General features: G+C 72.0%; 14 protein-coding genes. 2 read left to right on the top strand and 12 right to left on the bottom strand.

All coding sequences use genetic code 11. From position 1 onward, the window contains the following. Positions 1-2: 2 nt before the first annotated feature. From Ari01nite_RS02180 to Ari01nite_RS02150, 7 genes are read right to left on the bottom strand one after another with little or no spacing between them, the layout of a single operon-like run. Entirely contained in the window at positions 3-953 is a 951-nt protein-coding gene (locus Ari01nite_RS02180) for an aromatase/cyclase (protein WP_203778824.1), read from the bottom strand. Positions 954-973: 20 nt separating this feature from the next. After that, the gene (gene fabG, locus Ari01nite_RS02175; RefSeq protein ID WP_203778823.1) at positions 974-1,768 is read right to left on the bottom strand and encodes a 3-oxoacyl-ACP reductase FabG; all 795 of its coding nucleotides are present in this window, start codon (positions 1,766-1,768) and stop codon (positions 974-976) included. 21 nt (positions 1,769-1,789) lie between these two features. Further along, the gene (locus Ari01nite_RS02170) at positions 1,790-2,047 is read right to left on the bottom strand and encodes an acyl carrier protein (RefSeq protein WP_275410815.1); all 258 of its coding nucleotides are present in this window, start codon (positions 2,045-2,047) and stop codon (positions 1,790-1,792) included. A gap of 27 nt (positions 2,048-2,074) precedes the next feature. Continuing rightward, on the bottom strand, positions 2,075-3,289 hold the full coding sequence (locus Ari01nite_RS02165) for a ketosynthase chain-length factor (protein WP_203778822.1): 1,215 nt from the start codon (positions 3,287-3,289) through the stop codon (positions 2,075-2,077). Continuing rightward, entirely contained in the window at positions 3,286-4,557 is a 1,272-nt protein-coding gene (locus Ari01nite_RS02160) for a beta-ketoacyl-[acyl-carrier-protein] synthase family protein (RefSeq protein WP_203778821.1), read from the bottom strand. The genes Ari01nite_RS02165 and Ari01nite_RS02160 overlap by 4 nt, the downstream gene beginning before the upstream one ends. After that, positions 4,554-4,880 (bottom strand): TcmI family type II polyketide cyclase, encoded by a 327-nt coding sequence (locus tag Ari01nite_RS02155; RefSeq protein WP_203778820.1) that lies wholly within the window; start codon positions 4,878-4,880, stop codon positions 4,554-4,556. Before Ari01nite_RS02155 ends, Ari01nite_RS02160 begins: the two co-directional genes overlap by 4 nt. Positions 4,881-4,905: 25 nt before the next feature. Then, a complete protein-coding gene (locus Ari01nite_RS02150) occupies positions 4,906-6,654 on the bottom strand; it encodes an acetyl/propionyl/methylcrotonyl-CoA carboxylase subunit alpha (RefSeq protein ID WP_203778819.1) in 1,749 nt (582 codons plus the stop codon). Positions 6,655-6,845: 191 nt separating this feature from the next. On the opposite strand from Ari01nite_RS02150, the gene Ari01nite_RS02145 reads away from it, so the two are divergent. Beyond that, positions 6,846-7,313, top strand: a complete 468-nt coding sequence (locus Ari01nite_RS02145) for a nuclear transport factor 2 family protein (protein WP_203778818.1) — start codon at positions 6,846-6,848, stop codon at positions 7,311-7,313. 88 nt (positions 7,314-7,401) lie between these two features. Here Ari01nite_RS02145 and Ari01nite_RS02140 read toward each other — a convergent pair whose 3' ends face one another. Next, the gene (locus Ari01nite_RS02140) at positions 7,402-8,925 is read right to left on the bottom strand and encodes an MFS transporter (RefSeq protein ID WP_203778817.1); all 1,524 of its coding nucleotides are present in this window, start codon (positions 8,923-8,925) and stop codon (positions 7,402-7,404) included. 130 nt (positions 8,926-9,055) lie between these two features. Between Ari01nite_RS02140 and Ari01nite_RS02135 the strand changes: the two genes are divergently transcribed. After that, positions 9,056-9,919 (top strand): helix-turn-helix domain-containing protein, encoded by an 864-nt coding sequence (locus Ari01nite_RS02135; RefSeq protein WP_203778816.1) that lies wholly within the window; start codon positions 9,056-9,058, stop codon positions 9,917-9,919. Here Ari01nite_RS02135 and Ari01nite_RS02130 read toward each other — a convergent pair. The 4 genes from Ari01nite_RS02130 to Ari01nite_RS02115 are packed head-to-tail and all read right to left on the bottom strand — an operon-like array spanning position 9,892 to position 13,274. Then, a complete protein-coding gene (locus Ari01nite_RS02130) occupies positions 9,892-11,112 on the bottom strand; it encodes an NAD(P)/FAD-dependent oxidoreductase (RefSeq protein ID WP_203778815.1) in 1,221 nt (406 codons plus the stop codon). The genes Ari01nite_RS02135 and Ari01nite_RS02130 overlap by 28 nt on opposite strands. Next, the gene (locus Ari01nite_RS02125; protein ID WP_203778814.1) at positions 11,112-11,534 is read right to left on the bottom strand and encodes an ester cyclase; all 423 of its coding nucleotides are present in this window, start codon (positions 11,532-11,534) and stop codon (positions 11,112-11,114) included. The genes Ari01nite_RS02130 and Ari01nite_RS02125 overlap by 1 nt, the downstream gene beginning before the upstream one ends. Positions 11,535-11,544: 10 nt before the next feature. Then, complete coding sequence (locus Ari01nite_RS02120; protein ID WP_203778813.1) at positions 11,545-12,237, bottom strand: antibiotic biosynthesis monooxygenase family protein; 693 nt, start codon at positions 12,235-12,237, stop codon at positions 11,545-11,547. A gap of 14 nt (positions 12,238-12,251) precedes the next feature. Further along, positions 12,252-13,274: a methyltransferase gene (locus Ari01nite_RS02115; RefSeq protein ID WP_203778812.1), complete on the bottom strand. Its 1,023-nt coding sequence runs from the start codon at positions 13,272-13,274 to the stop codon at positions 12,252-12,254. Positions 13,275-13,284 lie beyond the last annotated feature (10 nt).

The raw sequence follows: 13,284 nt of genomic DNA, 5'->3' as shown, positions 1-13,284 counted from the left end.
GCTCAGCGGTTCTTCTCGGCGTATGCCTTGGCGTGCTCGAGGGTGGCCCGGCTGTTGGTGCTCAGCGCGGTGCGCACGTACTCGCGGGCCTCGGCCACCCCGGCGTCCGGGCCGAGCACCCGGGCGATGTTCGCGGTGTTGAGCACCACGGTGTGCTGCGAGGAGGCGGACACGCCGGCGTCGTCCTCGGTGAACGTCCACACCCCGGTGTGCACCTTCATCAGGGCCGGCAGGGTCACCTGCTTGTACGCGATCCGCTGCGGCGAGAAGGTCACCCGGTACGACTTCGTCGTGTGCGTGGACCCGTCCCTGGCGCGGGTGTCCATCTCCAGCGTCTGCAGCCCGGGCGACTCCTCGGTGAGCCGGACGGTGGCGACGTGCGGCAGGCGCTCGGACCAGAACTGCGCCTCGTTGATGAAGTCGAAGACGTCCTTGGCCGACCCGGCCACGTGCACCGTGTCGGTGAACGAAAAGGTCAGCTCCGCGGTCGTGGCGGCGTTCTCCGCGATCTCTTTCAGCGAGTCCAGTTCGGAGCGGGAGTTCCGGTCCACCGCCTCGTCGATCCACGCCAGGTGCTTGGGGTCGTCGCCGGCCGCCCGGTAGTCGTGCAGCAGGCGTACCCGGGTGCGGCCGGCCGGCAACGGCTCGAAGATCCAGGTACCGCCCATCGACGCCACCGGGTGGGCCGACGACTCCTGCCGGAAGGTGATCCGCAGCCCCGCGGGGTCCAGTTCGCGGCGCGAGGTCCAGTTCTTGGGCTCGCCCTTGGCGGTGGCCCAGATCCGGATCCGCTCCGTGTGCTCGCCGCGTTCCAGGTGGTCGACGAGGATGGTCGGCGGGAAGACCTGCGGCCAGGCCTCCGCCTCGGCGATCAGCCGGTAGAGGGTCTCCGCGGGCGCGGAGACGACGATCTCGTGCTCGACTTCGCGCCGGCCCGACTCGGACATGTGCATGCTCCTCACGCGGTGACGGATCAGAAGTTGCCGAGGCCGCCGCAGACGTTCAGCGCCTGCGCGGTGATGGACCCGGCCGTGTCCGAGGTCAGATAGCCCACCAGCCCGGCGACCTCCTCCGGGGTGGAGTACCGGCCGAGCGGGATCTTGGCCTGGAACTTCGCGAGGATGGCCTCCTCGGTGGTGTCGTACGCGGCGGCGTACCCCTGCCGGACCCGCTGCGCCATCGGCGTCTCCACGTAACCGGGACAGACCGCGTTGACCGTGATGCCGGTCGGCGCCAGCTCGTTGCCCAGTGCCTTGGTGAAGCCCACCACGCCGTGTTTGGACGCCGAGTACGGCGCACCCAGCACGACGCCCTGCTTGCCCGCGGTCGACGCGATGTTGACGATGCGGCCCCGGTCGCGGGTCCGCATGCCGCCGTTGGTGAGCACCTCCCGGGTCATCCGGAAGACGCTGTTCAGGTTGGTCTCGACGACGTCGTTCCACAGTTCGTCGGTGAGCTCGGCGGTGACCCCGCCGCCGCTGCGCCCGGCGTTGTTGACCAGCACGTCGATCGGGCCGAACCGGGCGACGGCCGCGGCGACGAAGGTTGTCACCTCCGCGGCGGACCGGACGTCGACGGTCGCGCCGTCGACCTCCAGGCCCTCGTCGCACAACCTCTTGACGGTTTCGCTCACCGCGTCCGCGGTGCGCGCCCCGATGAACACGCGATGGCCATGTCCGGCCAGCAGCCGGGCGACCGCCAGGCCGATGCCGCTGGTCGCGCCGGTCACCACGGCCACGCGCCGGGTGTCCTGGGTGGTCTGTGTCATGGTGGTTCTCCTTCGGCAGGCTCAGGCGACGGGAAGCTGGGAGTTGACCGCGCCGAGCAGGGCGCGCGGGGTGTCCGCGCCGGTCACCGTCTCGTCGTCGAGGGCGACGGCGTAGTCGCGTTCGATCCGGCTGCCGGTCTCCAGCAGGGCGAGCGAGTCGTAGCCGAGATCGAGGAACGTGGTGTCGAGGATGTCGGCGTCGAAGTCGACGGTCTCGTCCGCGCCGGCGACCTCGCGCATGATCCGCTTGAGGTCGTCCAGCGTCAGGTGTGCGGTCACGGGTTTCTCTCTCCTTCGTCGGACGGGTCAGGGCTGCGGGGCGCGCACGACCATGGCGGAGTTGAAACCGCCCTGCCCGCGGGCGATCACCAGCGCGGTACGCACCTCGGCGGTGCGCGGGGTGGCGACCACCAGGTCCAAGCCGAGCTCGGGCCGGGGGTCGACGTGCACGGTCGGCGGGATCAGGCCCTCCTCGATGGCGAGGAAGGCCGCCGCCAGGTCCAGGGGGCCGCCGCCCGAGTAGAGGCGGCCGGTCATCGTCTTCGGGGCGGTCACCGGCACACCGCGCGGGCCGAAGACCGCGACGAGCGCTTCCGCCTCGGTCCGGTCCAGATCGGGCTGGCCGGCGGCATCGGCGAACACGACGTCCACGTCCTGCGGTGCCACGCCGGCATCGGCGAGTGCCAGTTCGACGGCCTTGCGCAGCGCGGACGGCCGGCCACTGCCCGGCGGCGGGTCGAAGGTGGCGGCGTATCCCGCGATCTCGCCGTAGATGCGCGCCCCGCGGGCCTTCGCGGCCGGGCCCGACTCCAGGATCAGGATCGCACCGCCCTCCCCGGGGACGTGGCCGTCCGCGCCCTCGTCGAACGGGCGGTAGGCGAGTGCGGGCTCGTCGCTGGTGCTCAGCCGGTTGCTGGTCTGCAGGGCGACCCAGCCCCACGGGCAGATCGTCGCGTCGACCGCGCCGGACACCACCAGGGCGGTGCCCTTGCGGATCTGTCGCCGGGCCTGGGCCACCGCGTCCAGGCCGCCGGCCTGGTCGCTGACCACGACGCCGCTGGGGCCCTTCATGCCGTGCCGGATCGAGATCTGGCCGCTGTTGACGGCGTAGAACCAGGCGAAAGACTGGTACGCGGTGACGTACTGGCTGCCCTTTGCCCACAGGCTCGCGAGTTCGCCCTGGCCGAACTCGAACCCGCCGGCGAAGCTCGCCGTGATCACTCCCATGTCGAACTCGGGCAGGTCCCGGGGCTCGATTCCGGCGTCGGCGAGCGCCCAGTCCGCTGCGACCAGCGCCAGCCGGGTCATCCGGTCGGTCTGCGGCAGCAGCCGGCTGGGCAGGTGCGCCTCCGCGACGAATCCGGGGATCTGCCCGGCCAGCCGGGCCGGATACTGCTCCGGGGCGAAGCGGGTGATCCGGGCGATGCCGCTCTTGCCGCTGCGGGTCGCGTCCCAGTACGCGCGGACGCCGAGTCCGGTGGGGGCGACCACCCCCAGGCCGGTGACTACGGTCGGGGTCATGCCGTTCTCCGTTCGGGGCGGGTGAGCACCATGGCGCTCTGGAAGCCACCGAAGCCGCTGCCGACCGTCAGGACGGTGTCGATGACGTGGTCGCGTGCCGACCGCGGCACATAGTCGAGGTCGCATTGCGGGTCCGGGGTGTTCAGGTTGGCGGTGGGCGGCACCACGTTGTACTTCATGGCCAGCACCGACGCGGCGATCTCGATGGACCCGATGGCGCCGAGAGAGTGCCCGACCATCGACTTGATCGAGCTGATCGGTGTCGCGTAGGCGTGCGCACCGAGACCGCGCTTGAACGCCGCCGTCTCGTGCCGGTCGTTCTGCTTCGTGCCGGAACCGTGGGCGTTGATGTAGTCGACCGCCTCGGCCGGCAGCCGGGCCTCGTCGAGGGCCACCCGGATGGCCTCCGCCATCTCGATGCCGTCCGGCCGCAGCCCGGTCATGTGGTACGCGTTGCTGCGTGTGGCGTAGCCGGCGATCTCGGCGTACACCTGTGCGCCGCGACGGCGGGCGCTCTCCAGCTCCTCCAGCACGAACACCGCCGCCCCCTCGCCGAGGACGAACCCGTTGCGGGTGCCGTCGAACGGCCGCGAGGCGGTCGCCGGATCGTCGTGCCGCGGCGTGGTCGCCTTGATCGCGTCGAAACAGGCCAGCGTGATCGGGGAGATCGGCGCGTCCGACGAACCGGCGACCATGACGTCGGCCGAGCCCTCCCGGATCAGGTCGGCCGCGTAGCCGACCGAGTCGATGCCCGAGGTGCAGCCGGTCGACACCACCGTGTTCGGTCCCTGCGCGCCGACCGCCCAGGCCACCTCGGCCGAGAACGAGCTGGGCACGAGGTAGTTGTAGAGGTGCGGGACCGCGTAGGTGTGGTCGACCAGGTGCAGGCGGCCGCCGTCGCTGACCACGCGGTACTCGGCATCCAGGCCCATGGTGGCGCCGACCGCGCTGCCGATGGTGACACCGGCCCGGTAGGTGTCCATCTCGCTGATCTCGATCCCGCTGTCCGCCACCGCGTCGCGGGCGGCCACCACGGCGAACTGGGCGGCCCGGTCCATCCGCCGGATCTCCTGCGGGGTCAGCCCGTGCTCCGCCGGATCGAAGTCGATCTCGGCCGCGACCCGCGACCGGAACGGTTCCGGGTCGAAGAAGGTGATCCGCCGGGTGGCGGTGCGCCCGTCGGCCAGCAGTTCCCAGAACGCCTTCGCACCGACCCCGCCCGGAGCCAGGACGGCCACGCCGGTGATCACGACCCGGCGGCCGGTCATGCGGCGGTCCAGTCGTAGAAGCGGGTCGCCATGGCATCCGCCGGGGACCGCCACGTCGCCGGGTCGTACGCCTCGATGTGCGGCTTGAGGTCCTCGCTGATCCGCACGAACCGTGGGTCGGTCTTGGCCTGCTCGATCACTTCGGCGCCGTTGTCGACGGCGAAGTCCTGGAGGTGGAAATACAGGCCGCGATAGGCGAACAACTGACGCCGGCGGGTCCCCATCCGATGCGGCATGTCGGTGGTGTCGAAATCCGCGAAAAGCGCGGCGACATCGGGGCCGGCGGCCGGATCCATGCGTGCGACGATGAGCGTACTGTGCATTGTCACTGTCCTTTCTTGGGCCGTTTCACGGCAGCGCCTTGATGTCGCAGACAGTGGTTCCGCTGTTTACCACGCGGCCGATTTCGGCATTCAGCCCGACGATCGCGCCGGCTTTGTGGGCGGTCAGCGACTGCTCCATCTTCATGGCCTCCAGAACGACGATCACGTCGCCGGCCGCGACCGCCTGCCCGTCCTGAACGGCGACCTTGACGATCGTTCCCTGCATCGGCGTGACGACCGCGTCACCGGAGGTGGCCGCCCGCCGGCTCGCGGCACGGACCGGCCGGGCGGTGCTCGCCGCTGGCCGGGCCGCCGGCCCGCCCAGCTCGGACGGCAGCGACACCTCGATGCGTTTGCCGCCCACCTCGACCACCACGGTCTCCCGCGCGCTGCCGACCGGAGGGTCCGCGGCTCCGCCGTCGAACGGTGCCAGCCCGCCGGCGAACTCCGTTTCGATCCACCGGGTGTGCACCGTGAACGGTGCGCCGGTGAAGGCGGGATCGGTGACCACGGCCCGGTGGAACGGCAGGGTGGTGGCCAGCCCGTCCACCCGCATCTCGGCCAGGGCGCGCGCGGCCCGGAGCAGCGCGTGTTCCCGGTCGGAGCCGGTGACGATCAGCTTGGCCAGCATCGAGTCCCAGGCCGGACCGATCTCCGTGCCGGTCTCGGCGCCGGAGTCGAGGCGTACGCCCGGACCGCCGGGAACGACCACCGCGCCGACGACGCCCGGACCGGGCAGGAACCCGCGGCCGGGGTCCTCGGCGTTGATCCGGAACTCGATCGAGTGGCCGCGTACCAGCGGGTCCGGGTAGCCGAGGTGCTCGCCCTCGGCGATCCGGAACTGCTCGCGGACCAGGTCGAGACCGGTGACCTCCTCGGTGACCGGGTGCTCGACCTGCAACCGGGTGTTGACCTCGAGGAACGAGATGGTGCCGTCGGCGGCGACCAGGAACTCGCAGGTGCCCGCGCCGACATAGCCGGCCGCCCGGAGGATCGCCTTGGACGACTCGTACAGCTGCGCGTTCTGCCCGGCGGTCAGGAACGGCGCGGGCGCCTCCTCGACCAGCTTCTGGTGCCGGCGCTGGAGCGAGCAGTCGCGGGTGGACACCACCACGACCGCGCCGTGCGCGTCGGCCAGGCACTGCGTCTCCACGTGCCGCGGACGGTCCAGGTACCGCTCGACGAAACACTCGCCGCGGCCGAAGGCGGTCACCGCCTCCCGCTGTGCCGACGCGAACAGATCCGGGATCTCGGCGAGGGTCCGGGCCACCTTCAGCCCGCGGCCGCCGCCGCCGAACGCCGCCTTGATGGCGATCGGCAGGCCGTGCTCCTCGGCGAAGGCGACCGCCTCCTGCGGCCCGGCGACCGGGTCGGGGGTGCCCACCACCAGGGGTGCGCCCACGCGCTGTGCGATGTGCCGGGCAGTGACCTTGTCGCCCAGCGCGTCGATCGCCGCCGGCGGCGGCCCGATCCACACCAGTCCGGCCGCCAGGACGGCGCGGGCGAAGTCGGCGTTCTCCGACAGGAAGCCGTAGCCCGGGTGCACCGCGTCGGCGTCCGCGCGGGCCGCGGCGTCGAGCAGCTTGGCGATGTCCAGGTAACTCGTGGCCGGGGTGTCACCGCCGAGGGCGTACGCCTCGTCCGCGGCGCGTACGTGCGGGGCGTCGCGGTCCGGATCGGCGTACACGGCCACGGCGATCCGCCCGGTGTCCCGGCAGGCCCGGGCCACCCGAACCGCGATCTCGCCGCGGTTGGCGATGAGCACCTTACGCAAGTTCGGCCTCCTCGATGCGCGACTGTGCCGGCGGAAAACGGCTTCGGGAACCATATTTCTCGACTTCGGCAGGACCGTTCAATACCGGCTTTTCCAGGAAGGGTCAGTTGTTTGCCAACCCCCCGCAGAATCGCGTCAGGAATGTCAAGGAACGGTCAAGGAGTGCGCCCGGACTTGAATACGGACCGGTAATGAACGAGCCTGCGATCGACGACGTCACCGAGGGCAGGGAGACGATTATGCAGACGCCCGGCACCGAAGTGGGCACACTGCTCGACCGCTATCTCACCGGGCTCGACGAGGGCGGGTGCGACGAGCGTTGGGCGGCGGCGCTGTTCACCGCGGACGCGGTGGTGGAGTTCCCGGTGGGCCGCCATGAGGGCCGTGCCGGGCTGGCCGGTTTTCACCGCGCGGCGATGGCGAAGTTCACCCGGACCCAGCACCTGAACTCACCGGCGGTGGTCGACCTCGACGGCGACCGGGCCATCCTGCGGGCCAGCCTGATCTCCACCCAGGTGTTGCCGTCCGGCTCGCTGTTCACCACCGGAACCGCGGCGCACGGCGAGGCCCGCCGCACCGCCGAGGGCTGGCGGTTGCAGCGGCTGTCCTTCCGGTTGATCTGGCAGACGGGCGAGCCGCCGGTGGCCGTCGCGCGCTGAGTTTGCGCGGCAGCCCGCTCGGCACACGGTGCGGGGCCAGGACTGCGGCCCGGACCGGAGTCGCGCAGACCCCGGTCCGGGCAGCTCTCTAACGGTGTTCGGAGATCGTGGTGTGGCGCAGGACGACGCCCGCGACGGCGGCGGTGGCCAGCAGCAGCACGGCACCGACGGCCGCGGTCAGCCGGAGGCCGTCGGTGAAGGCTAAGCCCGCCGTCTCCAGGAAGCCGGCCGGCAACTGATCGGCGACCCCGCCGGCGCCGCCGAGGGTGGACTGCGCGGCCTCCGCCGCCTCCGCCGGGACGTACTCCGGCAGCAGGCCGGAGACCTGATGGCGGTAGACCGCGGTGGACAGGCTGCCCAGGAGCGCGATGCCCAGCGCGATGCCCAGCTCCTGGGCGGTCTCGGTGATTGCGGACGCGGCCCCGGTGCGTTCCGGCGGTGCGGCGCTCACCACGACGTCCACCCCCAGCGCCAGCACCGGCATGATGCCGCCGAACAGCAGCACCAGCCCGCCGATCACCCAGCCCGGATCGGTGGCGCCGTGGACCTGGGTCACCACCAGCAAGCCGATCCCGCCGACGGACAGCCCGGTGGCGATCTTGACGCCGGGACGCACCCGCCGGCCGATCACCGGGGTCACCAGCGTCGTGAGGATGCCGGTCAGCAGCGGCGGCACCATCCACACCCCGGCCATGATCGGTGACTGGCCGGCCACCATCTGCAGGTAGAGGGAGCTCAGGTAGCCGACCCCGCCGACCGCGACCGCCGCCACGGTCAGGGCGAGCACCGAGACGCTGGCCGTACGCAGCCGGAACAGGTTCAGGTCGATGAGCGGGGCCGCCGCCCGCCGCTGCCGCACCACGAACAGCACCCCGAAGAGCAGGCCGGCGGCGCCCACGAGCACGGGCAGCAGGGCGAATCCGTGCTCGGCGACGTGCTTGAGGCCGTACAGGGTGCACAGGACGCCGGTCAGGGCGGTGAGTGCGCCGGGCAGGTCCAGGCGCCCGGGCCGCGGGTCCCGGTATTCCGGCAGCACGCGGGGGCCGAACACCAGCAGCAGCGCCATCACCGGCACGCCGATCAGGAACGTCGCTCCCCACCACGCCACCTCGAGCAGCGCGCCGCCGATCAGCGGCCCGATCGCCGAGCCGGTCATGAAGCTCATGAACCAGATCGAGATCGCGGTGGAACGCTGCGCCGGGTCGTGGAACATGTTGCGGATCAGCGCCACGGTGGACGGTGCGAGGGTGGCACCGGCGATGCCCAGCAGGGCCCGCGCGGCGATCAGCATCTCGGCGCTGGTGGAGAACGCCGCGATGACCGACGCCACGCCGAACGCGGCCGCGCCGATCAGCAGCAGCCGGCGGCGGCCGATGCGGTCGCCCAGCGTTCCCATGGTGATCAGGAACCCGGCGATCATGAAGCCGTAGATGTCGACGATCCACAGCAGCTGGGCCGCGCTGGGCCACAGGTCCGCGCTGATCGCGGGGGCGGCCAGGTGCAGCACGGTGAGGTCCATCGAGGTCAGCAGGGCGGGCAGCGCCAGCATGCCCAGGCCCAGCCATTCGCGCCGGCCGGCCCTCGGCGGGGAGGAGGTCTTCGTGGGCGTCATGACGTCCTTCGCGGGGAGGTGGCGGAACCGACGGAGCCCATTCTGGAAGCGGTTCGGGCGGTGAGGGAGACCGTGCTGGTCGTATCCCTGGTGGGGCCACCCTCGCCGGACCGCTGGCATACTGGGCGGCATGAGGGAAGACGAGCTCGGCGCCTTCCTGCGGAGCCGGCGTGAGGCGGTGACGCCGGCCGACGTCGGGCTCCCGGCGCACACCGGCCGGCGCACCCCGGGACTGCGCCGGGCCGAGCTGGCCACCCTGGCCGGGGTCAGCGTCGAATACCTGGCCCGGCTGGAGCAGGGCCGGGACACCCGTCCCTCGGCCAAGATCCTCAGTGCTCTCGCCGAGGCCCTGCGGCTGGGCGCCCAGGACACCGAGCACCTGCACCGGCTCGCCGCGGTCATCGCCGGTGCCGAGCTGGCGCCGCGGGAGCGCCGCATCTCGCGAACGGTGCGCCCCGGGATTCAGGCTGTCCTGCGGCAGCTGGAGCCCGCGCCCGCGTTCGTGGTGAACCCGCTCGCCGACCTGCTGGCCTGGACCCAGGGATACGGCCGGCTGGTCGGCCCGCTCGGCGTCCTGGACGGCGACGAACCCAACGTGGTCTGGTACACGTTCGTCGACGAGCGGGCCCGCACCGCCTATCCGGACTGGGAACAGGTGGCCGACGAGCACGTCGCCGACCTGTACCAGTTGCGCTGGGACGGTCAGGCCGTGGACAGCTTCGCCGACCGGCTGTCCCGCGCCGCCGGGCCGGCGTTCAGCGAACGGTGGCGGCGCCGCCCGCTCGGTGGCCGGCGCGCGGGTGTCCGCCAGTTGAACCATCCCGAGGTGGGCCCCGTCCGGCTGGCGTTCGAGATGCTGCAACTGTCCGATCCGGACCTGCGCCTGGTGGTGCTGTTCCCGGCCGACGACACGTCGCGCGCGGCCCTCGCCAAACTCGGGATCGAACCGGACGCGGCCGTGCACTCTCAGCCTGGGCCGGCTCCACCCGGCTGAGCACGCAGTCCGCGCAGCGCCGGCGCCCACCGCGTGCCGCGTGCGATCGCCGCGCGCAGCGCCATCACCGCCCGCCGTTGGCCCAGTCCCAGGGCGCCGACCAGCCGGTCCTCGCGGCGGTACACCGCGAGAAACGTGTCCCCGCCCGGGTCGCCGTCGACCAGTACCGTCTCGTCCGCTTCCGGCACGCCGACGAACTGCACGCGGCGCCCGTTCCAGTCCGACCAGAAATACGGCACCGTGGCGCACGGCCGGGCCGCGGCCGGATCCACGGCGTTGCGTGCCGCGACGACCGCCTGTTCGGCGGCGGTCGTCCAGTTCTCCAGGCGCATGGTCTGGCCGAACACCGGGTTGAACCAGCGGACCACGTCGCCGGCGGCGTAGACGCCGGGTGCACCGGCGTGCAGATTTTCGTCGCACACCACGCCGTCGTCGAGCTTGAGCCCGCTGGTGGCCAGCCAGCCGGTCGCCGGTGCGGCGCCGACCCCGAGCACGACGAGGTCTGCGGGCAGCACGCCGCCGTCGGTCAACCGGACGGCGCGGACCCGCCCGTCGCCCTCGAACATGTCGACCCCGGCGCCGCAGCGCAGATCGATGCCGTCGCGCCGGAGCACCTCGCCCAGCACGGCACCGAACCGGTCGCCGACCGCCCGGACCATCGGCGCCGCGGCGGCCTCCACCACGGTCACCGCCAGGCCGCGGCGGCGGGCGGCGTAGGCCACCTCGGCCCCGATGAAACCCGCACCGACGACGACCACCCGCGTCCCCGGCAGCAGCGCCGCCCGGATGGCCCGGGCGTCGTCCAGCCCGCGCAGCGTGTGCACGCCGCTCAGGTGGGTGGTGCCCGGCAGGGTGCGGGCGGCGGCGCCGGTGGCGAGCACCAGGGCGTCGTAGCGGATCGTCGAGCCGGCCACCTCGATCGTCTGTTCGTCGACGTCCAGGGCGGTCGCCGGCGAGCCGAGGCGCAGGTCGGCACCGAGTTCGCGGGTCAGGGCAACGGCGTTGTGGAAGGTGGGCACGGCGCCGCCCGGCAGGCCGAGAAACTCCTTCGACAGCGGGGGCCGGTCGTACGGCAGATGCGGCTCGGCGCCGACCAGGGTGACCGGGCCCCGGTGGCCGGCCAGGCGTGCGGCCTCCACCGCTCGCAACCCGGCCAAGGAGGCACCGACGACGACCAGGCCGGCGCGGACCACTAGTGATCCTCCGGGAGAAGGCCCAGCTGACCGAGGATTCCCATGTCGTCGGTCAGTCCCCAGCGTTCGGCGACCCGGCCGGCGGTGAAGCGGAAGATCTCCACCCCGCTGACCTTGAAGGACCGCCCGGACGGCGGAATCCCGTTGAAGTCACCCAGGTGCGTGCCGGACACGGTGAAGGCCAGCGACACGTGCCCGTCGCCGGCGGTCAGATGCCGCGGCGTCAGGCGCAGGTCCGGGAAGGCCGTCGTGAGGGTGCCGAAGAAGGCCAGGAAACCGGCCCGGCCGGCGCCCTGACCGGGCGCGGGATCGTGGTCGACGGCGTCCTCCGCGAACAGCGCGGTGACGCCCTCGGCCACCTCGCCGGCATTGATCAGCTCGATGGCCCGCTCGAGCACGTCCCGGTCGGTCTGTCCGGTCATCGTTTCCCCTTCATCCGGCGCGTCCGGCCGGCACCGCGGACCTGGTGTGCACGGCCCGGTAGGTGTTTGCCTGCCGCCGCGTGACGATCGTGTCGCTGAACGCCCGCGCCTCGCGGACGTCCGCCGGCCGTGCCGACTCGGGCAGGTGGTGGAACACGTCGTAGTGCTCCTTGGAGTCCCATTGCGCGTACAGCACCACGAATTTGCCGTCGATGCCCCGGCACAGCGCGTGTGAGCGGTAGCCGGGCACCGTCATCAGCCACTCGTCGGGCCGGCCCAGCGCATCCACCAGCGCGCCCTGGTCCCGCGGCTCGACGTCCATGATGATGATGACCGTGTAGTCGTCGCGCTGCGGCGAGATCTCGATCCGGTTTAGGTCCGGGTGGTGCTGGCTGAACACCACCTCGGTCTTGAGCAGCGCCACCGAGGTGGAGATCTGCTGGAACAGCGGAACCGTGACGTTCTGGTAGCGGGCACCGGCATACCGGGCCTGCAGGTCCTCGAGGCTGCGCCACTGGATGTAGTTGGCGGTGCCGGGGGAGTCCACGCCGGCGTGCACGGTGGACGAGATCCACCCGGGATAGTCGGCGTTGTTGACGATGTCCTTCATCTCGTCGACGATCCGGTCCTGGTCCTGCGGGGTGTCGCAGGTGAACATGTTGAAGACGGTCAGGTATCCGTCCCCGGCCTTGATGAACGGCATCTCGGTCTCCTCGGTCAGGCCCGGACGGCTTCGACGACGCTGCACAGCCCGCCCGGCACGATCCGCGACAGCTTGAGCCCGGCCTGCTGGAACAACGCGTCGAACTGGGCGCCGGTGCGCTGCTGGCCGCCGCTGATGACGAGCATGTCGAGGTCCATCAGCTTCACCGTGCCGGCCGGGGTGTCGTCGTCCGGCACCACCGCCTCGACCAGCAGAATCCGGCCGCCGGGGGCCATCGCGTCGCGGCAGTTCGCCAGGATCTGCCGGGACGGCTCGTCGTCCCAGTCGTGGATGATGTTGGACAGCACGTACGCGTCCCCGCCGGCCGGCACGGTCGCGAAGAAGTCCCCGCCGACCAGCTCGCACCGGTCGCGCACGCCGGCCGCGTCGAGCGGCGCACCGGCTCCCTCGATCACCTCGGGCTGATCGAACAGCACGCCGCGCGCCTGCGGCAGGGTGGTGAGAATCTGTGCCAGCAGGGTGCCGTGCCCACCGCCGACGTCGACCACATGACGTAGGCCGGACCAGTCGTACGCGGCCACGGCCGGAGCGATCACCTGGCGGGAGAGCTCGCTCATCGCGTCGTCGAAGATCGCCGCGACCCGGGGGTTGTCCCGGAAGTGCTCCCACACCTCGCCGCCGTGCACCCGGGCGAACGCCGGCGTACCGGTCCGGACCGTCTCCGCCAGCCCTTCCCAGGTGTGCCGGTCGGCCGGCAACGCCACCCAGCGGGCGAAGTTGCGCAGCGAGGTCGCCGCATCGCTGCGCAGCGCGCTGCCGACCTCGGTCAGGGTGAACGTCCGGTCCGGTGCCTCGCGGAAGAGGCCGATGTCGGCGCAGGCCCGCATCAGCCGGTACAGGGTGTGCGCGTCGGCGCCGATGTCCGCCGCGATCTCCGCTGCCGTCCGGGACCCGTCCGTGAGGTGGTCGGCGATGCCCAGTTCGGCGGCCGCGCTGACCGCGGACGACATCCAGCTCGCGGTGGCGAGCCGCAGGATCTGCTGGGCGGGGGCCAGTTCGGTGTTCTCGACCCGCATGACAGGTACG

This window comes from Paractinoplanes rishiriensis, from assembly GCF_016862375.1.
GTDB lineage: Bacteria > Actinomycetota > Actinomycetes > Mycobacteriales > Micromonosporaceae > Actinoplanes > Actinoplanes rishiriensis.
This window is presented reverse-complemented; position numbering and strand designations above follow the sequence as displayed.

Excerpts from the sequence above, each read along its gene's own strand:
- Ari01nite_RS02180 (WP_203778824.1), bottom strand. The coding sequence starts at position 953 with ATGCACATGTCCGAGTCGGGCCGGCGCGAAGTCGAGCACGAGATCGTC.
- Ari01nite_RS02165 (WP_203778822.1), bottom strand. The coding sequence starts at position 3,289 with ATGACCCCGACCGTAGTCACCGGCCTGGGGGTGGTCGCCCCCACCGGA.
- Ari01nite_RS02140 (WP_203778817.1), bottom strand. The coding sequence starts at position 8,925 with ATGACGCCCACGAAGACCTCCTCCCCGCCGAGGGCCGGCCGGCGCGAA.
- Ari01nite_RS02160 (WP_203778821.1), bottom strand. The coding sequence starts at position 4,557 with ATGACCGGCCGCCGGGTCGTGATCACCGGCGTGGCCGTCCTGGCTCCG.
- Ari01nite_RS02135 (WP_203778816.1), top strand. The coding sequence starts at position 9,056 with ATGAGGGAAGACGAGCTCGGCGCCTTCCTGCGGAGCCGGCGTGAGGCG.
- Ari01nite_RS02120 (WP_203778813.1), bottom strand. The coding sequence starts at position 12,237 with ATGCCGTTCATCAAGGCCGGGGACGGATACCTGACCGTCTTCAACATG.
- Ari01nite_RS02115 (WP_203778812.1), bottom strand. The coding sequence starts at position 13,274 with ATGCGGGTCGAGAACACCGAACTGGCCCCCGCCCAGCAGATCCTGCGG.
- Ari01nite_RS02155 (WP_203778820.1), bottom strand. The coding sequence starts at position 4,880 with ATGCACAGTACGCTCATCGTCGCACGCATGGATCCGGCCGCCGGCCCC.
- fabG (WP_203778823.1), bottom strand. The coding sequence starts at position 1,768 with ATGACACAGACCACCCAGGACACCCGGCGCGTGGCCGTGGTGACCGGC.
- Ari01nite_RS02145 (WP_203778818.1), top strand. The coding sequence starts at position 6,846 with ATGAACGAGCCTGCGATCGACGACGTCACCGAGGGCAGGGAGACGATT.
- Ari01nite_RS02125 (WP_203778814.1), bottom strand. The coding sequence starts at position 11,534 with ATGACCGGACAGACCGACCGGGACGTGCTCGAGCGGGCCATCGAGCTG.